This is a genomic window from Lutibacter sp. A80, assembly GCF_022429645.1.
GTDB lineage: Bacteria > Bacteroidota > Bacteroidia > Flavobacteriales > Flavobacteriaceae > Lutibacter.
On the sequence record NZ_CP092480.1, the window covers coordinates 1 to 23,175 of the forward strand.

Consider the following 23,175-nt stretch of genomic DNA (forward strand, 5'->3'; position numbering starts at 1 on the left):
ATGAGTAAAACTGCAACATCAGTTTGGACAGAATGTTTATCTTTTATACAAGATAACATAAAGCAGCAAGCTTACAAGACTTGGTTTGAGCCAATTAAGCCTATAAAATTATCAGGTGAGGCTTTAACGATTCAGGTGCCAAGTAAATTTTTTTACGAGTGGTTAGAGGAACATTACATTAAATTGTTAAGAGTTGCATTGGTAAAACAACTAGGTGAAGATGCTAAGTTGATTTATGATGTACGCATGGAAAATAATTACAGTAGTAATAATCCACATACTGTAAAATTTCCGAGTTCAAACAGAAACCCGATGAATCCGCAAGGAGTTACGGTTCCAATAGATTTTGATAAGCGTGAACTAAAAAATCCTTTTATTATTCCAGGTATTCAAAAGGTAAAAATTGAATCTCAGTTAAATCCAAACTATAATTTTCAAAGTTTTGTTGAAGGAGATTCAAACCGTTTAGCACGTTCAGCTAGTATGGCAGTGGCAAATAAGCCTGGAGGAACATCTTTTAATCCGTTATTGGTTTATGGAGGTGTAGGTTTAGGAAAAACTCATATTGCGCATGCGATTGGTGTAGAAATAAAAGATAAGTATCCAGATAAAACAGTTTTGTATATTTCATCTGAAAAATTTACACAACAATATATAGATTCCGTAAAAGGAAATACAAGAAATGATTTTATTCATTTCTACCAAATGATAGATGTATTAATAATTGATGATGTTCAGTTTTTGTCTGGTAAAACAGGAACACAAGATGTTTTCTTCCATATTTTCAATCATTTACATCAAAATGGAAAACAGGTTATTTTAACTTCAGATAAAGCGCCTGTAGATATGCAAGATATTGAACAGCGTTTACTTTCTCGTTTTAAATGGGGTTTGTCAGCTGAATTACAAGCACCTGATTATGAAACAAGAGTTTCTATTTTAGAAAATAAATTGTACAGAGATGGTGTTGAAATGCCAGCTGAAATTGTTCAATATATAGCTAAACATATCAAATCAAATGTTAGAGAATTAGAAGGAGTGTTAATCTCTATGATTGCGCAAGCTTCTTTTAATAGAAAAGAGTTTACATTATCTTTAACTAAACAAATTGTAGATAAGTTTGTAAAAAATACAAGAAGAGAAGTTTCTATAGATTATATTCAAAAAGTGGTTTCTAATTATTTTGAATTAGATGTTGCTACGTTACAATCTAAAACTAGAAAACGCCATATTGTACAAGCGCGTCAGCTAGCAATGTATTTTGCTAAAAGAATGACCAAAGCTTCATTGGCTAGTATTGGCTCTCAAATTGGAAAAAGAGACCATGCAACTGTTCTTCATGCTTGTAAAACTGTTGATAATTTAACAGAAACCGATAAGCAGTTTAGAAGATATGTTGACGATTTAACAAAAAAACTTACTTTTTAAATAACTAAAATGACTAGAGTATTAATGGTTTGTTTAGGTAATATTTGCCGCTCTCCATTAGCAGAAGGAATTTTAAAATCCAAAGTAATTGGTTCTAAGGTTTTTGTTGATTCTGCTGGAACAGGAGCGTACCATGTTGGTGAGCAGCCAGATACACGATCTATTGCTATAGCCAATTTAAACGGTATTGATATTACAGATCAAAAAGCAAGAAAATTTAATGTAAATGATTTTGAATTGTTTGATATTATTTATGTAATGGATAATTCAAATTATAAAAATGTTATTTCTTTAGCTAAAAATAGTCAGGAAAAATCTAAGGTTAAGTTAATTTTAAATGAAGTTTTTCCTAATGAAAATTTAGATGTTCCAGATCCTTACTATGGAGGGGAGTTTGGATTTAAAAATGTATATAAGATGTTAAATGAAGCTTGCGAAGTAATAGCAAAAAAAATAAATTAGATGAGCGATCAAAAAGGTAAATTGTATTTAATTCCTACTACTTTAGGTGATAATGAGCCTTTAGAAGTTCTTCCTCTTTCAGTAAAGAAAATAATTGAGGTGTTAGATATTTTTATTGTAGAAAATGAAAAAACAGCACGTAGATTTATTAAACGAATTACACCTAGAAAATCACAACCTTCTTTAACAATTTTAAAGTTAGATAAGTACGCCGATCAATTAGAGGTTAGAAGTTATTTAGATGTATGCGAAAGCGGTACCTCTGTAGGGTTACTTTCCGAGGCTGGAGTTCCTGCAATTGCAGATCCAGGTGCTGAAATTGTAAAATTAGCACACGAAAAAAATATAAGAGTTGTTCCGTTAGTGGGACCTTCATCTATTGTATTAGCAATGATGGCTTCAGGCTTTAATGGGCAAAATTTTGCTTTTAATGGGTATTTACCTATTGATACTTCAGAAAGGAAAAGAGCTATTAAACAGTTAGAGAGGTTATCGAAAGAAAAAAATCAATCACAAATATTTATAGAAACTCCATATAGAAATGATAAAATGTTTGCAGATTTAAAAAGTACGTTAACTCCAACTGCAAAATTATGTATTGCTTGTAATATTACCTTAGAAGATGAGTATATAAGAACTCTTGAGATACAAGGCTGGAAAAAGGAGCATCCAGATTTACATAAAAAACCTACCATTTTTATAATTCATAAAGATTAAAAAAAGCGCTTAAAGAATAATAATTCTCTAAGCGCTTTTTAATTAAATCAATATGTTTTTAAACACTTGGTTTTTTGTTCGCTTCAATAAATGAAGTATCATACCCTGAAAATTGTCTTAAATAATGTTGAATAGAAGATCCAAAAGCATCTTTAAAGGTAGTTCTACCATGGCTTCTTAAATATTTTTTAACATTACCAGCTCCAGATAAGTGTGCTGCAGCTAAAATTCCAGATTCTGTAATTACAACACCATTTATTTTTTTCCCAACACTTCTTTTAATGTCTTTTCTTAAAATCCATTTATTTAAAGAACACAACGCTACAAACGCATCTTCTTGTAATTCAGGAGTGTTTAGAAAGTTATGTGTATTGTAGATTTTAAATCGCTCTAATGTTGTTCTACCAAATTGGTATTTTCCTAGATAACCTAATGAGTTTACAACGTGATATCTACCTTGAGACTCTTTAAAAGCAACTGCTTCTCTAAATCCGTTAAAAGAATTCCCTATAAAAGGAATTTTTACACTTAGTTCTAAAGATAAAAGGGCTTCTTGTTCGGTAGGTACAGAGCTAATCGCTGTTTCTGCTTCTATGGTTCTAGTTTTTTCTGTGTTATTAGTATCTTCTGTAAAGGCTGACGCTATAACAATAATACTAATTAAACTTAAAAATACTATTATTTTTCTCATAATTTAAAGGTTTTAATCCTTGTAAATTTCGGGGTGCAAATTTATAACATATTTTTAATAACGCAAATAAATACGTGAAAATTATTTTTTTTAATAAAGTTTTAACAATATTTAAAAAATAGAATGAATTATTAAATTTAATAAATTGATATAGTATTTTTATTGAGAAGAATATAATTGAGCCTAGTAAAACCGCTTGCTAGCTATCGATTTACACCTTGCTTGTTTAACCAAAGTTGGTACTTAAACGCATTTCTGTTATGTTGTGATAACGTTTTCGCAAATTCATGGCTTCCAATGTTGGTTACACTTGCACACATGTAGTAATAGTTGTGTTTTTTTGCGTTTAATACTGCTTTAATAGAAGTTATGTCTGGCATACCAATTAACCCTGGAGGTAAACCGTTGTTTTTGTATGTATTATAAGGAGAGTTTATTTCTAAGTCCTTTTTTAAAACTCTTTTAATAACAGTTTCTTCACCTAATTTAGCTTTTAAAGCAAATATTATTGTTGGATCAGCTTGAAGTGGCCATTTATTTCTTAATCTATTTAAATATAAACCAGCTACCGTTGGACGTTCACTTATATTAGCGGTTTCCTTTTGAACTATTGAAGCTAAAGTGATAACTTCATTAGGAGTTAAATTTAGTTTTTTAGCTTTTTCTAATCTGTCGTTATTCCAAAATTTATGGTATTCATTTAGCATTTTCTTTCTAAATGATTGAGCTGATGTATTCCAATAAAACTCATAGGTGTTTGGAATATACATTCCTAATGCTGTGGTTTTAGAAAATCCATTTTCAGTATAAAAAGCACTGTCCTTAAAACTATTGAGTAGCGAAATTGAGTCTGCTTCAATTTGTTGAGAAATTCTACCAGCTAATTTTTCAAAAGTATCTTGGTTATTAAAAGATAATTTAATAGGTGTTTGTTTGCCACTTCTTAATAAATTTACCAAATCATTATTATTCATTCCTTTGGTAATTTTATACTTTCCCGGTTTAATAGTGTTAGGGTAATTTTTTTTTGAAGCAACCCAAGTAAATGGTTTTACTCTTTTTAAAAAAGGACGTATTAAATTTTCAACATCGTTAAATTTACTATTAGTAGGTATGTATAAATACCCTTCTTTAACGGTGTTAGTATTATATATTTTAGCGTAATAACTATAAGCTAAAAAGCTTCCAATTATAAACAATACTCCGATAATTAATAAGATACCTTTTTTTAAATTCATTTTAACTGTTTATTAATTGGTATAAAATCTCGTCTTTATAACTTGAATTTGAATATAGCCAATCTTTTTTGATGCCAACTTTTTTAAAATTATTTTTTTCAAATAATGCAATACTTTTTAAGTTTGTTGACATAATGTTTGCATAAATTTGATGTACACTTAAATAAGTAAAAGCATATTCTATAACCATTTCAAGAGCATCAGAAGCATATCCTTTGTTTTGGTATTTAGGAAGTATAATAATTCCAATACCAACTCTTCTATGTTGTGGATCAAAATCAAATAAGTCTATTAAGCCAATAGGAGTATCTTTTTCATTGCAAATTACAAATCTATATTGTTTAGCTTCATAAATATCTTGATGCGCATTTTCAATATATTGTTGTAAAATATATTTAGAGAAAGGAAGTTGTGTGCTGCTAACTTCCCAAAAATCTTCGTTATTTTCGGTAGAAAACAAAAATTCTAGATCTGTGGGTTCTAAGGCTCGTAAATTTATATGTTTTCCAGATAAAATAGCCATTATAAAGAGATGTTACCTTCAAAAACAAATTGTGCAGGTCCTTTTAAGAATACATTCGTATAAGAATTTCCTATTTTTTCAAAAGATACTTCTAAGTTACCGCCTAACACTTCAACTTTTATATTAGTAGCATTTGTTTTATTTGTTTTATGTGCTGCTATTGCCACGGCAGTAACTCCAGTTCCACAGGCTAAAGTTTCATCTTCAACACCACGTTCGTAAGTTCTAACTTTAAAAGCATCTGTAGCTGTTTTTTCAGTAAAATTTACATTTGTTCCTGTTTCAAAATATGGAGCGCCATATCTAATTTTAGCACCAACTTCTTTTACATTTAAATCTGAAATATTTTCGGTAAAAGAAACATGGTGTGGTGATCCAGTATTTAAAAAAGCATATTCATTAGAAACTTCAACTTCAGTTACATCAATCATTTTAAGACTAACAATTTCATTTTCTATTGTTGCAAAATGTAAACCGTCAACAGCATTAAAAGTAGTTTTGTTGTTAATTACGGCCAGTTGTTTTGCAAAAGCAACTATACATCTACCTCCATTACCACACATACTACCTTCGTTTCCGTCTGCATTAAAATATACCATAGTAAAATCTTCATTATCTGAAGGCTCTAACAATATAAGTCCGTCTGCTCCAATTCCAAAGCGTCTATCACACAGTTTATTAATTAGTTGTGTGTTTTTTTTAGGGAAACTTAGGTCTCTATTATCAACCATTATAAAATCGTTTCCAGCTCCTTGATATTTGTAAAAATGTATTTTCATTGCTGCAAATGTAGTAAATTCAAAGTAGTTTTTAATAGCAAAAATATTGTTGTAAGCAAAAATGTTAAAATTGGTTAAATGAGCGTTAATGTAGCGTTAAAGCTATTTTTCGAATATAATAAAGTTTTAAATTTGAATGTTAAATAAATAAAATTATATAAAAATGAAAAAAATATTAAGCATTGTGTTGTTTTCGGCTTTAGGTGGAGCATTAACGCTCGGCACATATAAATTATTTATAGAAAAGCCGCAAATGGTAATTGAAAAATCAATTGAGGAAGGTCCTGTTACAGTTGCAGCAAATTATACAAGGTCTATGGGTGATGCTATAGAGGAAACAGATTTTACAGTTGCGGCTGAAAAAACATTAAATGCTGTTGTGCATGTAAAAAATACATCTTATAAAACAGTTAGAGATCCTTTTGCAGAATTCTTTTATGGACAAGGAAGTGGTACTAAACAATATTCTCAAGTTGGTACAGGAAGTGGTGTTATTTTTTCTTCAGATGGTTATATAATTACAAATAATCATGTGGTTAAAGATGCTACAGAGATAGAAGTTACCTTAAATAATAAAAAAGTATATAAAGCAGAGTTAATTGGGTCTGATGCAACAAATGATATTGCATTGTTAAAAATTAAAGAAAATAATTTACCATATATAACTTTTGCAAATTCCGATGCTGTTAAGGTAGGTGAGTGGGTTCTAGCTGTTGGAAATCCTTATAATTTAACTTCAACTGTTACCGCAGGAATTATTAGTGCAAAAGGAAGAGATTTACATGGTAATGGAGTGGTTACAGATTCGTTTATTCAAACAGATGCCGCTGTAAATCCAGGAAATAGTGGAGGAGCATTGGTTAATACACGTGGAGAACTTATTGGAATAAATACAGCAATTTCTTCTAGAACGGGTTCTTTTATAGGGTATTCGTTTGCAGTACCTTCTAATATTGCAAAAAAAGTTATTGAAGATTTAATGGAGTTTGGAAATGTGCAAAAAGCAGTTTTAGGTGTTAAAGGAGGTGAACTTAATGGAAAGGTTGCGGAAAATTTAGATATTGATGTTTCTGAAGGATTTTATATCTCTAGTGTAATTGATGGTTCAGGAGCTGCAAAAGCTGGATTGGAAAAAGACGATATAATTATTAATGTAGATGGTGTTAAAATTACTTCGTTTGCAGATTTAACAGGTTTTTTAAATACTAAAAGGCCAAATGACAGTATTGAAGTGACTTTTATTAGAAACGGTGAAGAAAATAAAACAAATGTAGTTTTAAGTAAAAATGAAATTAGTAAAGTAAGTTCTTTAGGTTTAGAATTAAAAAACATAGAAGCTGAAGAATTAAAAAAACTAAATATTGATAATGGTGTTAAAGTTGTTGATATTACCAATGAGGAATTGTTGTATTATGGTGTAAAATCAGGCTATATTATTACAGCAATTAATGGCGAGAAAGTGTACTCTGTAGATAATCTAAATTCAATTATTTCAACCAAAACTAGTGGACAAGTTTTAAGAATTGAAATGTTAAATTTAGAAGGAGAAACAGAGCGATATATATTTAAATAATTGTTTAGTTGATTTATTTAAAGCTGGCTAAAAAGTAACTTTTTTAGTCAGCTTTTTATTTTAATTATAGTTAGATATGTAACCTTAAAATGTAAAAGAATTATATTTAGTTTTATTTTTGAAATTTAATAATATAAATTTCAGGAACTCAGCTTTTTAAAATTAAAGCAGTTTTAAACACTAAAGAATCTTAAAAAATATGATTACTTTTAGCCAATATTTTATTCGAGATGTCAAAAACAACGAAACAACTAATAGAAGCGCTTAGAGAGGAATTGAGAATGCATAATTACAACTATTATGTATTAGATGCTCCTGAAATTTCTGATTATGATTTTGATATAAAATTAAAAGAATTAGAAAAGCTAGAAGCTGAAAATCCAGATTTATTTGATTCTAATTCTCCAACTCAGCGCGTTGGTGGTGCAATCACTAAAAATTTTAATACTGTTGTTCATAAAAATAGAATGTATTCTTTATCCAATTCTTATTCAAAAGAAGATTTAGAAGATTGGGAAAAGAGAATAAAAAAAGTATTGGGTACTGATGCCGTTGAATATACTTGTGAATTAAAATACGATGGAGCCTCTATAAATTTAACATATAATAATGGAAAATTAGAAAGTGCTGTAACACGAGGAGATGGTTTTGAAGGAGATGAAGTAACAGCAAATATTAGAACAATAAAATCTATTCCATTAGTTTTAAATCAAAGTTTTGACACTTCTTTTGAAATTAGAGGTGAAATAATTTTGCCTTTGGATGGATTTAATAAAATGAACGAAGAGCGAATTGATATTGGAGAAGAACCATATAGAAATCCAAGAAATACAGCAAGTGGAAGTTTAAAATTACAAGACAGTGGAGAAGTTGCTAAGCGACCGTTAGATTGTTTATTATATACTGTTGTTTCAGATAAACACATTAAACAAACTCATTTTGAAACTTTAGAGTTTGCAAGAGAATTAGGTTTTAAAGTGCCAAAAGCAATTGAAGTTTGTAGCTCTATAGATCAGGTTTTTGATTTTATAGAAAAATGGAATACAGAGCGTTTTAATTTGCCTTATGAAACCGATGGTATAGTTGTTAAAGTTAACTCTTTAGCACAGCAAGATGAATTAGGGTATACTGCCAAATCACCACGTTGGGCAATTGCGTATAAATTTAAGGCAGAACAAGTAAGTACTGTTTTGAACGAAATTACATACCAAGTAGGTAGAACAGGAGCAATAACTCCAGTTGCAAATCTAGAACCAGTACAACTTGCAGGAACTATTGTTAAAAGAGCTTCGTTACACAATGCAGATCAAATTGAAAAATTAGATATTAGGGTAGGAGACACCGTTTATGTTGAAAAAGGAGGGGAAATTATCCCAAAAATTATTGGTGTAGATTTAGCGAAAAGGCCTAATAATTCTCAACCAACTACTTATATTACACATTGTCCAGATTGTAATACAGAATTGGTTAGAAGTGAAGGAGATGCTAAACATTATTGTCCAAACGAATATGGTTGTCCAACTCAAATAACAAGTCGAATTCAGCATTTTATTAGTAGAAAAGCAATGAATATTGATGGAATAGGTGCTGAAACTATTGAATTGCTATATAAAGAAGGTTTGATTTATAATTACGCTGATTTGTATGAGTTGAATATAGCTCAAATTATTCCATTGGAAAGAATGGCTGAAAAATCAGCACAAAATATTATTGAAGGTATTGAAAAGTCAAAACAAATTCCTTTTGAAAAGGTGTTATTTGCTTTAGGTATAAGATATGTAGGAGAAACAGTTGCCAAAAAATTAGCAAAGCACTTTAAATCTATTGATGCTTTAATGAAGGCTTCTTTTAATGAATTAATTGCTGTTGATGAAATAGGTGATAGAATAGCACAGAGTGTTATAGGTTTTTCATCAAATTTAGTAAATATTCAGTTGGTGTCACGTTTAAAAATGTATGGAGTACAATTGGAAATGTCTGCAGAATCTCAATTAAATATAACTACAATTTTAGAAGGTGAAATATTTGTTGTTTCTGGAGTCTTTACAATTTTTAATAGAAATGAACTTAAAAAATCTATTGAGGATAATGGAGGTAAGGTGTCTGGTTCAATTTCAAAAAAGACTTCTTATATAATTGCAGGTGAAAATATGGGGCCCAGTAAATTAGCTAAAGCAGAAACTTTAGGGATTCCAATTATTTCAGAGAATGATTATTTAGAGATGATATCTTAATTTTTGTAAAATCTACTTAACGATACTCGAAATTGTTTGATAGTAAACAAAATTAAAAATTTAGTTTATAGCAAACTTAAATATGGTCTATAATAATTCTATTACGTCTAATTTTAATTTTTCCTTCATTTTCAAGTATTTTTAAAAGTCTAGAAACAACAACTCTAGAAGTATTTAGGTCGGCTGCAATTTCTTGATGTGTTATTTTTAAGATATTGGTATTCATTATTTTAACTTTGTCAGTTAAATATTTTAATAGCCTATCGTCTAGTTTTTTAAAAGCTAAACTATCTATAGATTGCACCATTTCAATCAAACGCATATGGTAACTATCTATAATAAAACGTCTCCAACTTTCGTATTTAACAAGCCAATTATCAATTTTATCAACGGGTATAAAAATACTTTCTGTATGTTTTTCAGTAATACCTCTAAACATACTTTTGGTTTTGTGAATACAGTTTACAAACGAAATAGCGCAAGTGTCTCCTTTTTCTAAAAAATAGAGCGCAATTTCATCACCATTATCATCTTCTCGAATTATTTTAACGGCACCACTTAATATTAGTGGAATATGAGTCATTCTATCACCAATGTCAATTAGTAATTCGTGACTGTCAATTGTTCTTAAAATTCCTGTTTCAATTATTTCATCAATTAATTCTTTTTCAAAAATAGTTGAGTAATAATCATTTAATTTGTCTTTGAGGATATCTTTATCAGTAGTCATTTTGTAAAATCAAAGTTGATACTCAAATTTACAAAAAAAAAGAGCATAAAAAAACTACACTTGTTACTCAAAGGTAAAGTTTAATTGTGGGATTGTTCTTTAGTCTAAAAAAAGAGTAACAGTGCAGTTTTTATAAATTAAAATTTATAATATGTTTTTAAATGTTAAATTCAGGTTTCCAATAAATAATTTCATTTTTATGCATGGCCTCAATCCCCATCTGAACACAAATTGCTGTTTTTCCTCCAGTAATTACATTAGAAAGAGGAGTTGTATTATTTAAAATATTATCTCTAAAATCTAATAAAGCTTGTTGAGTAGGATTTTTATGTTCAATATTAATAGGTTCGCCATAATTATTATGTTGTATTTGCGCTGTAGCTCCTGAAACACCATCTACATCTTTTAATTTACTTTTCTGTTTTTCTTCAGAAGAAAACCAAGCTTTTCCAGTGCCAAGTGTAATAGTTCCTTTATCTCCTAATACTTTTATTTGATAGCCGTCTTTTGCATTACTTGTTAGGCAAGTAAAGCTAGCTTTTACACCATTTGGATAATTATAAATTAAATGTGTGTTATCAAAAGTTTCTCTACCGTCTTTCCAGTAATTAACACCGCCCATTCCCATAACTTTTTCAGGTGTAGCTTCTAAGACCCAATTAACAAAATCTATTTGGTGTGAAGATAATTCAGCTGTAAGTCCTCCAGAAAACTCTTTATACATTCTCCAGTTAATTGCTTTCTCTAATGAAGGATCTGGTACAGGTCTTCTCCAATTACCGTTTCTGTTCCATTGGCATTGAAAAGATGTTATTTTACCTACTTTACCGTTTTTAATTAAATCTACTACGTGGGTGTATAATCTACTGCTATGGTATTGATGTCCGGTTTGAAAAATGATATTTGAGTTTTTAACTTTTTTTGAAAGCTCTAAAATTCCATCATAACCTTTTACCATTGTTTTTTCGCAGTACACATGTTTTCCTGCTTTTATAGCATCCATAGCAATTTTATGGTGCTCACTGAAAGTCACTGAAATTAAAATAGCATCAATATTTTTATCATTTAATAACTGTTTATAATCAGAATAGGTTTTTGCAGTACCGTTAGTTCTATCTAATCCATTTTGTAATCTAAAGGGAAGGATATCGGAAATAGCAGTAACATTTAAATTTTCAATTTTATTAATAATTGAAATTAAGCCACAGCCTCTAGCTCCAGTTCCAATAACTCCTATTTTTATTTCTTTATTGAAATTATAATCCATGTTTCCAAGTACTGTGCTTGAGGTTAATACAGCTGCTGTTGCAAGGCTACTTTTTTCTAAAAATTTTCGTCTATTCATAATTTATGTTTAATTTTTTCCCGAAAATTCTTAATTTATCAGGAATAATCATTTATTTATAAAAATATTGTTGCTTTTTTTGTTATCCATTATTTTTGATTTTAAATGTTTGTTTTAAGTAAAATAGTAATCAAAATTTGATTCAAAAATTATAAGATAATGTTTTGCCAATATCTACAAATTTAAGTATTTGTTTAAATTATTTAAAGGAGTTTTGAATTTTTATTTACGTTTTTTAAGTAGTTTTTGCTGTTATTTGTTGTGTATTTTTTTTAAGATTTATAATTATTGAAATCAAGTGTTTTGATTCTTGATTTTTTAATGGTAATATTGAATAGAAATTTTGTTTATTAAATTTTGGATAGTTAAAATTATATATTTAAATGCTTATTTATTTTTTAAACAATGAGTTTTGTTTGTTATAAGTCAATTATATTTGAATGTTTATAGCGTAATTAATTTTTAATATGTATGCATAATTTTAAGCTTACTTTTTTATTCTTTTTAATTTCATTTATAGATATTATTGGAATTATTTTTAAAATTGATAGTTTAGTATTTCTGTTTAAACCATTTATTTTATTGTCGCTTTTATTTTTGTATTCACATACTGTTGATATCAAAAATAGATGGTACGTGTTAGCTTTAATTTTTTCTTTTTTGGGAGATGTTTTCTTACTGTATTCAGGTGATGTGGTATTTAAATTTGGATTGGGCTCTTTTTTAATTGCACACCTTATATATATTGGAATTGTGGTAAAACGCATTAAAAAAGCTTCGATGATTAGAGTTTTTAAAGCAATAACTCCATTTACAATAGTAGTTTTAGGATTGTTATTTTTTTTGAAAGACTATTTAAATGAATTAATGATTCCTGTAGTGATCTATGCGTTTACTATTGCAGTTTTTGGAATGGTTTCAATGTTAGATTATTTGAATGAAAAAAGTAAAAAAGCTGTATTTATGTTAGTAGGATCTATAATTTTTATAGTTTCAGATGCGGTTTTAGCAATTAATAAATTTTATGAGGGCACACATATATATCAAATTATAGTAATGGTTACTTATGTTTCTGCACAATATTTAATTTACCGTTCAATGGAATTGGATGGAAAAAGAACTTCTTAAAACTTATTTCCAATTATTGGTAATTTTTTGCGCTGATTCCATAAGGTTAAAGTACTTAAAATAAATACTATAACTGCCATGTAAAATAGCTGACCACCATCATTATTTATTTCAATACCAAGTTGAGTTAAGTGCATAATAACCGCACCTCCAATTATTCCAATTGTTAGTAAGCTACCTGCCCAAATAGTTTTTGGTATTAAAATTAAAATTGAAGCTATAAGTTCTAATATACCAATACCAATGCGACCGTAAGGTTCTAATCCAATTTCCGAAAAAATATAAACGCTGTCTGGATGTGCAGTAAATTTAAAACGAAGTGTTTGAATTAGAATTATAGCGATAATAATTCTTATAACTAGAAATATTTTAGAATTCATAAATAAAAAACTTTCTCTTTTAGACGAGAAAGTTTTTATTTATTACGTATTTAGGTTTAATTTATTTCGAAAAAACCTGATTATGTTGTTCTTGAACTCTAATAAAAGTAGTTCGTTTAGTTAATTCTTTTAATTTACTAGCTCCTACATAAGTACATGTAGAGCGCAATCCGCCAAGAAAATCTTGTACTGTTTTTTCAACAGGGCCTCTATAAGGTATTTCAACAGTTTTTCCTTCAGAAGCTCTGTAATTTGCTACACCACCAACATGTTTATTCATAGCTGTTTCTGAGCTCATTCCGTAAAATTGTTTGTATTTTTCACCATTAACTTCTATGGTTTTTCCACCGCTTTCTGTATGTCCAGCAAGCATACCGCCGAGCATTACAAAATCTGCTCCACCTCCAAATGCTTTTGCTATATCTCCAGGTATTTTACAACCACCATCAGAAACAATTTGTCCGCCCATACCATGTGCAGCATCAGCACATTCAATAATTGCTGAAAGTTGTGGGTAGCCTACACCTGTTTTTACACGAGTTGTACAAACAGAACCAGGTCCAATACCAACTTTTATAATATCTGCACCTGCTAATAATAATTCTTCAACCATTTCACCGGTTACAACATTACCTGCCATAATAACTTTGTTTGGATATTTTTTTCGGGTTTGTTGTACAAAATCTACAAAGTGTTCGGAATATCCATTAGCTACATCAATACAAATAAATTTTATTTGAGTGTGTTTGTTTAAAATAGTTTCAAGTTTTATTGAATCGGGTTTTCCGGTTCCTGTACTAACAGCAAAATAATCAATAAAATCAGAAGGAATAGATTTTATAAAATCATCCCATTCTTGTATTGTATAGTGTTTATGTATAGCTGTAAATATTTTGTGTTTGGCAAGTTCTAAAGCCATTTCAAAAGTACCAACAGTATCCATATTTGCAGCCATTATTGGTACACCAGTCCATGTGTGGTTGCTATGTAAAAAAGTAAATGTTCTGTCCAAAGATACTTGTGATCTAGAGCTAAGTGTTGATCTTTTTGGACGAATCATTACATCTTTAAACCCTAATTTTAAACCTGTTTCAATTCTCATGTTTCTTTTATATGCTTTTTATACAATTATACTTTTTCCTTTACTAATTTTAGTTGCATCACTGTCGAAATAAAAATCGATCCTCCCAACGTTTAAACCATAACATCCAACTTGATTTACCAATACATTTTCTCCAATACTGTTTTTGGTTATTGTTGGTTTAGGTAAAAATGTGTGTGTATGTCCACCAATAATTAGGTCGATATCTTTTGTTTTAGATGCTAACACTAAATCACTTACAATTTCAGGATTGTTTTTGTAAAAATATCCTAGATGCGATAGGCAAATTACCAAATCACAGTGTTGTTCATCTTTTAAAATGCGAGTCATATCTTGTGCTATTTCAATAGGATCTAGGTATTTAGTTTCTTTATACATTCTAGGATCTACTAAACCTTCTAGTTTAACACCTAAACCAAAAATACCAATTTTTATGTCGTCTTTAATAAATACTTTATAAGGTTCTACAAAGCCATCTAAAACGGTATTTTTAAAATTGTAGTTAGCAGATAAAAAATCGAATTTTGCATGTGGTAATTGAGCTAATAAGCCATCAATGCTATTGTCAAAATCGTGATTTCCAATTGTTGCGGCATCATATTTAAGCATGCTCATTAGTTTGAATTCCAATTCGCCTCCATAAAAATTAAAAAAAGGAGTTCCTTGAAAAATATCTCCAGCATCTAATAATAAGGTGTTGGGGTTTTCTTTTCTAATATTTTCAATTAAAGTAGCACGTCTAGCAACACCTCCTTGATTAGGTGTTTTATAGTGATCGCTAGGAAAAGGTTCTATATGGCTATGGGTATCATTTGTGTGTAGTATAGTAATGTGCTTTTCTGTGTTTTTTGAAAAAGACTGTAAAGATAAGCCACCTAATGTTAAAAAAGCTGTTGCTGCTGTTGATTGCTGTATAAAATTTCTTCTTTTCATTTTATTGCTAATTTTTATTATTTTAAATTATTTTTCTACTCTAAATCTTCCGTCTAAACTGGTTTTAAGAGTATCGGTTTCTTTAAAATAATCTATTATGGCATTTCTAAGTTTATAGTCTATATTGGTAATTGAAACTGGATTTTTAAAAAAGTTCATACTATCTCCTCCATTTTGAAGGTAGTCTGATGTTAAAACAAAATAAGTTTTGTCGTTTTGTAAAGGTTTGTTATTAATTTTAAGTGAATATCCGTTCTTAGTAATTGCTAAATTAAAGTTTTTAGAAACAGGATGTGCTTTGTTGCTTTTAATTAAATATGCTACAAGTTCTTTAATTTTATCAGCGGTTAGTTCTACAGCAACCAAACCATTTTCAAAGGGCATTAAGTTAAATGCATTTTCCATTTTAACATCTCCTTTAGTAATTCCAGCTCTAATTCCACCATAGTTAAACATAGCAAAATCTATATTTTTAGTTGTTCTAGAATTAAAAACAGGATTAGATCTTTGGTAGCATAAATCTGCCATTAAATTACCTAATGTACTTTCAAGTTCACTGTCAGTTCTTACCAAGTCTATTGCTGTGTACGAAAGTACTGTATTCATTTCTGCAGCAACTTTTTGTTTATAGGGCTCAATAAAATCGTTAATTTCTTTTACAGGTTTAATATTTTGGTCAATTGGTAGTAATTTTCCCTCTATTTTAACCAGCTGTTGTGGTTCATTTTTACAACTAGTAAGTGCTAGAATTGTAAATAATGAAATAATAAAACTTTTCATTGTTGAAATACTAATGATTTTAATTAATTTTGTGATTCAACGGTAAATATAAATGATTTTTACAGGAATTAAACGAAAAAGTAACCAATTATTTTTTAATAAAAAAAATAAAGAATTAGCAGCTGTTACTTCTAAAATCGCTTCTAGAAAAATAAAAAATGTAATTATTTTATTAGATGACATCTCTTTAAAGGATGAAATATTAAACAATATTAAAAGTAATTTAGGTTTAAAAGTGGAAGCTATTGAGTTGGTGATTTTTCAACAAAAAAAAGCAAAAGACACTAGTGATACTCAAATTTTTTCATCAAAAGATTTTGGTTGGTACGGTAAAATTAAGAATGAAAATTTGAAAGGTATTTTAACAAAAAAATACGATTTGTTAATAAACTATAACAAAGTTGATAATTTATACAATAACTTATTATTATTGCAAATTCAAGCAGCTTTTAAAGTTGGGTTTGCAAATTTAGATAATCGTTTTTACGATTTGTTGATAAATTGTAAAGTAGATGAAATAGAGTTGTTTAATAAGGAGTTAAAAAAATATTTAGAGATTTTAAACAAAGTATAAATGAAAGAATTGTTAGGAGCTGGGGTAGCATTAGTAACACCTTTTAATGAAGATTTATCGGTAGATTTTGAAGGGTTAGCTCGTTTGGTGAATTATCAAATAGATAATGGTGTTGATTATTTAGTTGTTTTAGGTACAACAGGAGAACCTGCAACTTTAACTGCTGAGGAAAAAGCCTTGGTAAAAGAAACAATTATTAAAGAAAATAATGGGAGATTGCCTTTAGTTCTTGGAATTGGAGGTAACAATACTATGGCAGTTGTAGAAGAAATTAAAACCACAGATTTAACCGAGTTTTCTGCCATACTTTCAGTATCACCATATTATAATAAACCTACCCAAGAAGGAATTTACCAACATTTTAAAGCAATCTCTAAAGCAAGTCCCAAACCAATAATTATATATAACGTTCCAGGTAGAACGGGTAAAAATATGGAGCCTTCAACAGTTTTAAGATTGGCAAATGATTTTAAAAATATTGTAGCTGTTAAAGAGGCAGCAGGAGATTTGGTACAAGCTATGCGTATTATTCAACATAAACCAACTGATTTTATGGTAATTTCTGGCGACGATATGATTGCTTTACCAATGGTTTTAGCTGGTGGAGCAGGTGTAATTTCAGTTATAGGTCAAGGTTTACCTAAAGATTTTTCTAAAATGATTGCATTAGGTTTACAAAAAAATGTTGAAGAAGCTTATAAATTACATTATAAAATAATGGATAGCGTAGATTATATTTTTGAAGAATGTAATCCCTCTGGAATTAAAGCTTTATTGCAAAAACAAGCAATTTGTATTTCTAATGTGCGTTTACCATTGGTTAAAGCTACTGAAAAATTAGAACAAAAATTAATTAGCTTTATAGATAATTATTAGTAATTTTACATTTGTAAAATAGTGAATTAGTAATAAAAAAAAGTCAATTATGTTATCAGAAAATATGCAGTTAGCTTTAAATAAGCAAATTAGAATTGAAGCAGAATCTTCTCAAATATATTTAGCAATGGCTTCTTGGTCAGAATTAAAAGGCTTAGAAGGGGTTTCACAATTTATGTATGGACAATCAGATGAGGAACGTCAACATATGTTGAAATTTTTTAAATATATTAATGAAAGAGGAGGTCATGCAAAAGTTTCTGAATTAGCAGGACCAGCATTGGAGTTTGGATCAATTAAAGAAATGTTTGAAACCTTATTTAAACATGAAGTATTTGTATCGCAAAGTATTAATGAATTAGTACATATTGCTCTAGAAGAAAAAGATTACGCAACACATAACTTTTTACAATGGTATGTTGCTGAGCAAATTGAAGAGGAAGCTCAGGCTAGAACTATTTTAGATAAAATTAATTTAATTGGAGACGATAAAGGAGGCTTGTATTTGTTTGATAATGATATAAAACAAATAACAGTTGTAAGCTCAGTAGCACCTCCTGCAGTTTAACAATTAACAAACAATTAAGATTGCTACATACTATATATTGTAAAAGCAAGTTATTTTTGTGGTTAATTATAAAATAATTAAATAATTTTTTAATTATTTCTATAAATAAAAAATCATTTTAATAATCCATAATAAATAACTATTTTTGCCAAATGCTTAAAAATAAAATATATATTCTAATTTTATTAGTTACTGTTGGTGTTTCATCTTGCGGTGAATATCAAAAAGTATTAAATAAAGGTACGGTTGAAGAACAGTATGCTATGGCTTCACAATTGTATGAAAGCCAAAAGTATAATAAAGCAATACAATTATTTGAAAAAATTACGCCTTCATATAGAGGAAAACCTCAAATGGAGCGTATTCAATTTATGATTGCACAATCACACTACAATACAAAACAGTATACATTAGCGGCTTATTATTTTGATAAGTTTGCAAAAAACTATCCTAAAAGTTCTAAGATAGAAGAAGCTGCTTATCTTTCTGCTCATAGTTATTTTTTAGCTTCACCAGTATTTAGTTTAGACCAAAAAGATACGCAAGAAGCTATTACAGCATTGCAGAATTTTTTGTATAAATATCCTGAATCTGATAAGGTAGCCGAAGCAAATGAAAATATAAAAACGCTTACAAAAAAATTAGAAAGAAAATCTTTTGAAATAGCAAAACAATATTATCATACAGAAGATTATATTGCAGCAATAGCAGCATTCGATAACTTATTAGCAGATTATTTAGGTACTTCATATAAAGAAGAAGCTATGTACCTTAAATTTAAAGCAGCAAATAATTTAGCTGTAAATAGTTATATTTTGAAAAAAGAAGAAAGGCTAAATAACGCTATTAAAATTCACGAAAGATTTAAAAGAAGCTTTCCAAAATCAGATTATTTACCTGAAACTAACGAATTACTACTTAACCTAAATAACGAGTTAAACTCTTTAATTGCATTAAAAACGGAAACAAATGGACTATAAAAACACAAAAGCAGCACCTACTACTATAACTTACGACAAAGACTTTATAGAGGCTCCAACTAACAATATCTATGAAGCTATTACAATTATAGCTAAACGTGCGGAACAAATTAGTGGAGATTTAAAAAGCGAATTAATCGAGAAATTAGAAGAGTTTGCTACTTACACCGATAGTTTAGATGAGGTTTTTGAAAATAAAGAACAAATTGAAGTTTCTAAATTTTACGAAAAATTACCAAAACCAACTGCAATAGCTGTTGAAGAATGGTTAGAAGGTAAAATTTACCATAGAAACCCAGACATAGATACAAATAAAGAATAGGATGTCAATTTTAAGCGGTAAAAACATACTTTTAGGCGTTACCGCAGGTATTGCTGCTTATAAAACAGCACATTTAGTACGACTTTTTATTAAGGCAGGTGCACAAGTAAAAGTTGTAATGACTCCTGCTTCTAAAGATTTTGTTACTCCATTAACATTAGCTACATTATCCCAAAACCCAGTATATTCTACTTTTTTTGAAAAAGGAGATCAAGAAACTGAAGAATGGAATAGTCATGTAGATTTAGGTTTATGGGCAGATTATATGGTTGTAGCTCCTGCAACAGCAAATACATTATCTAAAATGACTAATGGTGTTTGTGATAATTTATTGCTAGCAGTATACTTATCCGCAAAATGTAAAGTATATTTTGCTCCAGCAATGGATTTGGATATGTATAAACATCCTTCAACCAAAACTAGCATTGAAAAATTACAAGGCTTTGGAAATGTGTTTATTCCTCCATCAACTGGTTTTTTAGCGAGTGGTTTAGAGGGAGAAGGACGTATGGAAGAGCCTGAAAATATTGTTTCTTTTATAGAAAATGATATTGTAAAAGGTTTGCCTTTATTTAATAAAAAGGTGCTAATTACAGCAGGACCAACATACGAAGCAATAGATCCTGTTCGTTTTATTGGAAATCATTCTTCTGGTAAAATGGGATTTGAAATAGCTAAAAAAGCAGCAAGTTTAGGTGCAAATGTGTATTTGGTTACAGGACCTTCTCATCAAACGGTTTCTCATAGTTTAATTAAAAGAATTGATGTTGTTAGTGCTGAAGAAATGTATAACGAAGTTCATAACTATTTTAGTTCTGTAGATATTGCAATTCTTTCTGCAGCAGTTGCAGACTATAAACCTAAAAATGTTGCAGCACAAAAAATAAAAAAGAAATCAGATTCAATGGCTATTGAATTGGTAAAAACTAAAGATATTTTAGCATCATTAGGAAACATTAAAAAACAGCAGTTTTTAGTAGGTTTTGCTTTAGAAACTAACAACGAATTAGAGAATGCAAAGGGCAAATTAAAAACTAAAAATTTAGATTTAATCGTTTTAAATTCATTAAACGATTCTGGTGCTGGATTTAAAAAGCCTACAAATAAAGTTACAATAATTGATAAATCCGAAAATATTTCCGAATTTAGTCTAAAATCTAAAGCAGCAGTTGCAGAAGATATATTTAATGTAATTTTGAATAAAATATATGCGTAAAATAGTTCAAATAGTATTCGCCTTGTTTGCATTTATACAGTTGAATGCACAAGAATTAAATTGTACAATTACTGTAAATTCGGATAAAATACCTGGCTCTAACAAACAAATTTTTACGACTTTACAAAATTCATTAAATGAATTTGTAAATCAGAACAGATGGACAAATTTTAATTACAAACCTCAAGAGCTGATTAATTGTAATTTAACTCTAACTATTTTAGAGCAATCTGGAACTGATTTTAAAGGGCACATACAAATACAATCATCGCGTCCTGTTTATAATTCAAACTACGTAACTCCTGTTTTTAATTTTAAAGATGATAATTTTTCTTTTCAATATACAGAATTTGAACCTTTACAGTTTAACGAAAACTCTTTTGAATCTAATTTAGTTTCGATAGTTACATTTTATGTGTATACAATATTAGGGATGGATGCAGATACGTTTTCATTAAATGGCGGAACAGCATATTTCTCGAAAGCACAAGATATTTTAGTTTTAGCTCAACAGAGTGGTTATACTGGTTGGAATCAAAATGATGGTACAAAAACACGATTTACTTTAATTGATAATATGTTATCTCCAACTTATGACATGTTTAGAGAGGCCATGTTTAATTATCATTTTAATGGTTTAGATCAAATGAGTAGGGATGTAAAAACAGCAAAACAAACAGTTTTTAAGGTTATAGAAAATTTGAAAACTATTTATGATGCACGTCCTAATGCATTTTTATTACGTGTTTTTATGGATTCAAAAGCCGATGAGATAGTTGATATTTTTTCTGATGGACCGCGAGTTGATACCAGTGAATTAAAAGAAGATTTATTAAGAATCTCTCCTTTAAATGCTTCTAAATGGGAAGCTATAAAGTAATTTCTTAATTTTCAAACCTATAGAATGCTAATACATCTTTCCATAAAAAATTATGCTTTAATTGAAAGTTTGTCTGTAAATTTTCAAGATAATTTATCTATAATTACAGGAGAAACTGGAGCTGGTAAATCTATTTTATTAGGAGCTCTAGGTTTGGTATTAGGTAAAAGGGCAGATTCATCTACCTTAAAGGATACTTCTAAAAAATGTATTATTGAAGGGCAATTTTCAATTTCAAATTATCAATTAAAATCTTTTTTTGAAGAAAAAGATTTAGATTTTGAAGAAGAAACAATTATTAGACGCGAAATTTTACCAAGTGGAAAATCACGTGCTTTTATTAATGATACTCCAACCACAGTTCAAACACTACAATTACTTAGTGAAAAACTTATAGATGTACATTCACAGCACCAAACAGTACAGTTGTCGAATGACGATTTTCAGTTTTATATAATAGATGCATTAGCCAATAACGCAGAAAAAATAGCATCGTACAAAAGGGGATTACTTATTTTTAATAAATTAACAAAAGAGTTAAAAACACTTAAAAACGAGCAAGAAGCCGCAAAAGAACAGTACGAGTACAATTTGCATTTATTTACTGAATTAGAAAAAGCTAATTTAAAAGCTGATGAACAAGAAGTTTTAGAACAGCAGTTAGATAAAGAAAATAATATTGAAGAAATTAAATTAAATTTAATTGAAGCACAAGCATTAGCTTTAAATGAAGAAATTGGTATACAAGCTTTAATGCTTGCATTTACAGCTAATTTAAATAAAATTAAGTCTTTTTCTTCAGAATATAAAGAGCTTTATGAGAGGGCTTTAAGTTTAAAAATTGAATTAGATGATGTTTCAGCTGAAATTGAAAATTTAAATGAAAATATTGAATTTGATCCTTCTGAACTAGAAAAATTAAACGATAGGTTGCAGTTAATTTATAACTTGCAAAAAAAACACACTGTAAATTCCATTGCAGAATTATTAGAAATTAAAGAAGCGCTTTCTGTAAAAGTGGATGCTGTTCAAAATTCTTCAAGTGAAATTGAAGCGAAGGAAGCTGAAATAAAATCTGTAGCAGAAAAGATAGATAAATTAGCAAGTTCAATTTATAGCAAACGAAAAAAAGCAATTCCTATTTTAATAAAAAAGTTAGAATTAATTCTATCTAATTTAGGAATGGAAAATACGCGTTTTAAATTTGATATTAGACAAACTGATAATTATTTTTCTAATGGAAAAGACGCATTACATTTGTTAATTTCTGCAAATAAAGGAGCTAACTTTGGAGAGCTTAAAAAAGTAGCTTCAGGAGGAGAATTATCTAGAATAATGTTAGCAGTAAAAGCCATTCTTTCTGAATATTCTAAACTACCAACTATTATTTTTGATGAAATTGATACGGGAGTTTCTGGAGATGTTTCTCAAAAAATGGCTGATATTATGCAGCAGATGAGTGCTAATATGCAAGTAATTACCATTACACATTTACCACAAATTGCAGCTAAAGGTCAACAACATTATAAAGTATATAAAGAAGATAAAAATAATAATATAATTACACAATTGAGGCAATTAAATGTAGATGAGCGTGTTAAGGAAATTGCAGAGATGTTAAGTGGTAAAAATATTACAGATACAGCAATTGAGCACGCAAAACAATTGTTAAATTAAGAATTTACTATATTTGTACTCAATTAAATTAAATCGAAA

The 23,175-nt window shown here is 28.9% G+C and carries 24 protein-coding genes; 14 read left to right on the top strand and 10 right to left on the bottom strand.

The window, feature by feature from the left end:
* Genes dnaA through MHL31_RS00015 form a run of 3 tightly spaced genes read left to right on the top strand, consistent with a single transcriptional unit; the run spans position 1 to position 2,607 of the window.
* A complete protein-coding gene (dnaA, locus tag MHL31_RS00005; protein WP_240227041.1) occupies positions 1-1,428 on the top strand; it encodes a chromosomal replication initiator protein DnaA in 1,428 nt (475 codons plus the stop codon).
* 9 nt (positions 1,429-1,437) lie between these two features.
* Positions 1,438-1,890 (top strand): low molecular weight protein-tyrosine-phosphatase, encoded by a 453-nt coding sequence (locus MHL31_RS00010; RefSeq protein ID WP_240227042.1) that lies wholly within the window; start codon positions 1,438-1,440, stop codon positions 1,888-1,890.
* Positions 1,891-2,607 carry an SAM-dependent methyltransferase gene (locus MHL31_RS00015; protein WP_240227043.1) on the top strand — a complete coding sequence of 239 codons (717 nt, stop codon included), beginning with the start codon at positions 1,891-1,893 and terminating at the stop codon, positions 2,605-2,607.
* Positions 2,608-2,665: 58 nt separating this feature from the next.
* Here MHL31_RS00015 and MHL31_RS00020 read toward each other — a convergent pair whose 3' ends face one another.
* The 4 genes from MHL31_RS00020 to dapF all read right to left on the bottom strand — a co-directional run bounded on the left by MHL31_RS00020 (position 2,666) and on the right by dapF (position 5,838).
* Complete coding sequence (locus MHL31_RS00020; RefSeq protein WP_240227044.1) at positions 2,666-3,298, bottom strand: peptidoglycan-binding protein LysM; 633 nt, start codon at positions 3,296-3,298, stop codon at positions 2,666-2,668.
* 203 nt (positions 3,299-3,501) lie between these two features.
* Complete coding sequence (gene mltG / locus MHL31_RS00025) at positions 3,502-4,536, bottom strand: endolytic transglycosylase MltG (protein ID WP_240227045.1); 1,035 nt, start codon at positions 4,534-4,536, stop codon at positions 3,502-3,504.
* Between the two features lies 1 nt (position 4,537).
* Positions 4,538-5,059, bottom strand: a complete 522-nt coding sequence (locus tag MHL31_RS00030) for a GNAT family N-acetyltransferase (RefSeq protein WP_240227046.1) — start codon at positions 5,057-5,059, stop codon at positions 4,538-4,540.
* Positions 5,059-5,838: a diaminopimelate epimerase gene (gene dapF, locus MHL31_RS00035; RefSeq protein ID WP_240227047.1), complete on the bottom strand. Its 780-nt coding sequence runs from the start codon at positions 5,836-5,838 to the stop codon at positions 5,059-5,061. The genes MHL31_RS00030 and dapF overlap by 1 nt, the downstream gene beginning before the upstream one ends.
* Before the next feature lie 163 nt (positions 5,839-6,001).
* Here dapF and MHL31_RS00040 point away from each other — a divergent pair, with 163 nt between their 5' ends.
* Together MHL31_RS00040 and ligA are read left to right on the top strand one after the other, a co-directional pair.
* Positions 6,002-7,411 (top strand): trypsin-like peptidase domain-containing protein, encoded by a 1,410-nt coding sequence (locus MHL31_RS00040; protein ID WP_240227048.1) that lies wholly within the window; start codon positions 6,002-6,004, stop codon positions 7,409-7,411.
* 230 nt (positions 7,412-7,641) lie between these two features.
* Positions 7,642-9,645 (top strand): NAD-dependent DNA ligase LigA, encoded by a 2,004-nt coding sequence (ligA, locus tag MHL31_RS00045; protein ID WP_240227049.1) that lies wholly within the window; start codon positions 7,642-7,644, stop codon positions 9,643-9,645.
* Between the two features lie 76 nt (positions 9,646-9,721).
* On the opposite strand, the gene MHL31_RS00050 is transcribed toward ligA, so the two are convergent.
* A complete protein-coding gene (locus tag MHL31_RS00050; protein WP_240227050.1) occupies positions 9,722-10,375 on the bottom strand; it encodes a Crp/Fnr family transcriptional regulator in 654 nt (217 codons plus the stop codon).
* A gap of 157 nt (positions 10,376-10,532) precedes the next feature.
* Positions 10,533-11,720 carry a Gfo/Idh/MocA family protein gene (locus tag MHL31_RS00055; protein ID WP_240227051.1) on the bottom strand — a complete coding sequence of 396 codons (1,188 nt, stop codon included), beginning with the start codon at positions 11,718-11,720 and terminating at the stop codon, positions 10,533-10,535.
* Between the two features lie 471 nt (positions 11,721-12,191).
* On the opposite strand from MHL31_RS00055, the gene MHL31_RS00060 reads away from it, so the two are divergent.
* Complete coding sequence (locus tag MHL31_RS00060) at positions 12,192-12,848, top strand: lysoplasmalogenase (protein ID WP_240227052.1); 657 nt, start codon at positions 12,192-12,194, stop codon at positions 12,846-12,848.
* Here MHL31_RS00060 and MHL31_RS00065 read toward each other — a convergent pair.
* The 4 genes from MHL31_RS00065 to MHL31_RS00080 form a co-directional block, all read right to left on the bottom strand.
* Positions 12,845-13,228 (bottom strand): DoxX family protein, encoded by a 384-nt coding sequence (locus MHL31_RS00065; protein WP_240227053.1) that lies wholly within the window; start codon positions 13,226-13,228, stop codon positions 12,845-12,847. The two genes, MHL31_RS00060 and MHL31_RS00065, sit on opposite strands and share 4 nt — an antisense overlap.
* A 61-nt stretch (positions 13,229-13,289) precedes the next feature.
* On the bottom strand, positions 13,290-14,330 hold the full coding sequence (locus MHL31_RS00070) for a GMP reductase (protein ID WP_240227054.1): 1,041 nt from the start codon (positions 14,328-14,330) through the stop codon (positions 13,290-13,292).
* 18 nt (positions 14,331-14,348) lie between these two features.
* Complete coding sequence (locus tag MHL31_RS00075) at positions 14,349-15,263, bottom strand: bifunctional UDP-sugar hydrolase/5'-nucleotidase (protein WP_240227055.1); 915 nt, start codon at positions 15,261-15,263, stop codon at positions 14,349-14,351.
* Between the two features lie 27 nt (positions 15,264-15,290).
* A complete protein-coding gene (locus tag MHL31_RS00080; protein ID WP_240227056.1) occupies positions 15,291-16,043 on the bottom strand; it encodes a 5'-nucleotidase C-terminal domain-containing protein in 753 nt (250 codons plus the stop codon).
* A gap of 52 nt (positions 16,044-16,095) precedes the next feature.
* Here MHL31_RS00080 and MHL31_RS00085 point away from each other — a divergent pair, with 52 nt between their 5' ends.
* The 8 genes from MHL31_RS00085 to recN all read left to right on the top strand — a co-directional run bounded on the left by MHL31_RS00085 (position 16,096) and on the right by recN (position 23,136).
* A complete protein-coding gene (locus MHL31_RS00085) occupies positions 16,096-16,617 on the top strand; it encodes a hypothetical protein (RefSeq protein ID WP_240227057.1) in 522 nt (173 codons plus the stop codon).
* Positions 16,618-17,493: a 4-hydroxy-tetrahydrodipicolinate synthase gene (gene dapA, locus MHL31_RS00090; RefSeq protein ID WP_240227058.1), complete on the top strand. Its 876-nt coding sequence runs from the start codon at positions 16,618-16,620 to the stop codon at positions 17,491-17,493.
* A 49-nt stretch (positions 17,494-17,542) separates the two neighbouring features.
* A complete protein-coding gene (locus MHL31_RS00095; RefSeq protein WP_240227059.1) occupies positions 17,543-18,061 on the top strand; it encodes a ferritin in 519 nt (172 codons plus the stop codon).
* 152 nt (positions 18,062-18,213) lie between these two features.
* The gene (locus MHL31_RS00100; RefSeq protein ID WP_240227060.1) at positions 18,214-19,041 is read left to right on the top strand and encodes an outer membrane protein assembly factor BamD; all 828 of its coding nucleotides are present in this window, start codon (positions 18,214-18,216) and stop codon (positions 19,039-19,041) included.
* Positions 19,031-19,363, top strand: coding sequence for a DNA-directed RNA polymerase subunit omega (locus MHL31_RS00105; RefSeq protein ID WP_240227061.1), 333 nt, complete (start codon positions 19,031-19,033; stop codon positions 19,361-19,363). Before MHL31_RS00100 ends, MHL31_RS00105 begins: the two co-directional genes overlap by 11 nt.
* Before the next feature lies 1 nt (position 19,364).
* A complete protein-coding gene (gene coaBC / locus MHL31_RS00110) occupies positions 19,365-20,579 on the top strand; it encodes a bifunctional phosphopantothenoylcysteine decarboxylase/phosphopantothenate--cysteine ligase CoaBC (protein ID WP_240227062.1) in 1,215 nt (404 codons plus the stop codon).
* Positions 20,572-21,459: a DUF4835 family protein gene (locus MHL31_RS00115; protein ID WP_240227063.1), complete on the top strand. Its 888-nt coding sequence runs from the start codon at positions 20,572-20,574 to the stop codon at positions 21,457-21,459. Before coaBC ends, MHL31_RS00115 begins: the two co-directional genes overlap by 8 nt.
* A 24-nt stretch (positions 21,460-21,483) precedes the next feature.
* A complete protein-coding gene (gene recN / locus MHL31_RS00120; protein WP_240227064.1) occupies positions 21,484-23,136 on the top strand; it encodes a DNA repair protein RecN in 1,653 nt (550 codons plus the stop codon).
* Positions 23,137-23,175 lie beyond the last annotated feature (39 nt).

Excerpts from the sequence above, each read along its gene's own strand:
- dnaA (WP_240227041.1), top strand. The coding sequence starts at position 1 with ATGAGTAAAACTGCAACATCAGTTTGGACAGAATGTTTATCTTTTATA.
- MHL31_RS00010 (WP_240227042.1), top strand. The coding sequence starts at position 1,438 with ATGACTAGAGTATTAATGGTTTGTTTAGGTAATATTTGCCGCTCTCCA.
- MHL31_RS00015 (WP_240227043.1), top strand. The coding sequence starts at position 1,891 with ATGAGCGATCAAAAAGGTAAATTGTATTTAATTCCTACTACTTTAGGT.
- MHL31_RS00020 (WP_240227044.1), bottom strand. The coding sequence starts at position 3,298 with ATGAGAAAAATAATAGTATTTTTAAGTTTAATTAGTATTATTGTTATA.
- mltG (WP_240227045.1), bottom strand. The coding sequence starts at position 4,536 with ATGAATTTAAAAAAAGGTATCTTATTAATTATCGGAGTATTGTTTATA.
- MHL31_RS00030 (WP_240227046.1), bottom strand. The coding sequence starts at position 5,059 with ATGGCTATTTTATCTGGAAAACATATAAATTTACGAGCCTTAGAACCC.
- dapF (WP_240227047.1), bottom strand. The coding sequence starts at position 5,838 with ATGAAAATACATTTTTACAAATATCAAGGAGCTGGAAACGATTTTATA.
- MHL31_RS00040 (WP_240227048.1), top strand. The coding sequence starts at position 6,002 with ATGAAAAAAATATTAAGCATTGTGTTGTTTTCGGCTTTAGGTGGAGCA.
- ligA (WP_240227049.1), top strand. The coding sequence starts at position 7,642 with ATGTCAAAAACAACGAAACAACTAATAGAAGCGCTTAGAGAGGAATTG.
- MHL31_RS00050 (WP_240227050.1), bottom strand. The coding sequence starts at position 10,375 with ATGACTACTGATAAAGATATCCTCAAAGACAAATTAAATGATTATTAC.
- MHL31_RS00055 (WP_240227051.1), bottom strand. The coding sequence starts at position 11,720 with ATGAATAGACGAAAATTTTTAGAAAAAAGTAGCCTTGCAACAGCAGCT.
- MHL31_RS00060 (WP_240227052.1), top strand. The coding sequence starts at position 12,192 with ATGCATAATTTTAAGCTTACTTTTTTATTCTTTTTAATTTCATTTATA.
- MHL31_RS00065 (WP_240227053.1), bottom strand. The coding sequence starts at position 13,228 with ATGAATTCTAAAATATTTCTAGTTATAAGAATTATTATCGCTATAATT.
- MHL31_RS00070 (WP_240227054.1), bottom strand. The coding sequence starts at position 14,330 with ATGAGAATTGAAACAGGTTTAAAATTAGGGTTTAAAGATGTAATGATT.
- MHL31_RS00075 (WP_240227055.1), bottom strand. The coding sequence starts at position 15,263 with ATGAAAAGAAGAAATTTTATACAGCAATCAACAGCAGCAACAGCTTTT.
- MHL31_RS00080 (WP_240227056.1), bottom strand. The coding sequence starts at position 16,043 with ATGAAAAGTTTTATTATTTCATTATTTACAATTCTAGCACTTACTAGT.
- MHL31_RS00085 (WP_240227057.1), top strand. The coding sequence starts at position 16,096 with ATGATTTTTACAGGAATTAAACGAAAAAGTAACCAATTATTTTTTAAT.
- dapA (WP_240227058.1), top strand. The coding sequence starts at position 16,618 with ATGAAAGAATTGTTAGGAGCTGGGGTAGCATTAGTAACACCTTTTAAT.
- MHL31_RS00095 (WP_240227059.1), top strand. The coding sequence starts at position 17,543 with ATGTTATCAGAAAATATGCAGTTAGCTTTAAATAAGCAAATTAGAATT.
- MHL31_RS00100 (WP_240227060.1), top strand. The coding sequence starts at position 18,214 with ATGCTTAAAAATAAAATATATATTCTAATTTTATTAGTTACTGTTGGT.
- MHL31_RS00105 (WP_240227061.1), top strand. The coding sequence starts at position 19,031 with ATGGACTATAAAAACACAAAAGCAGCACCTACTACTATAACTTACGAC.
- coaBC (WP_240227062.1), top strand. The coding sequence starts at position 19,365 with ATGTCAATTTTAAGCGGTAAAAACATACTTTTAGGCGTTACCGCAGGT.
- MHL31_RS00115 (WP_240227063.1), top strand. The coding sequence starts at position 20,572 with ATGCGTAAAATAGTTCAAATAGTATTCGCCTTGTTTGCATTTATACAG.
- recN (WP_240227064.1), top strand. The coding sequence starts at position 21,484 with ATGCTAATACATCTTTCCATAAAAAATTATGCTTTAATTGAAAGTTTG.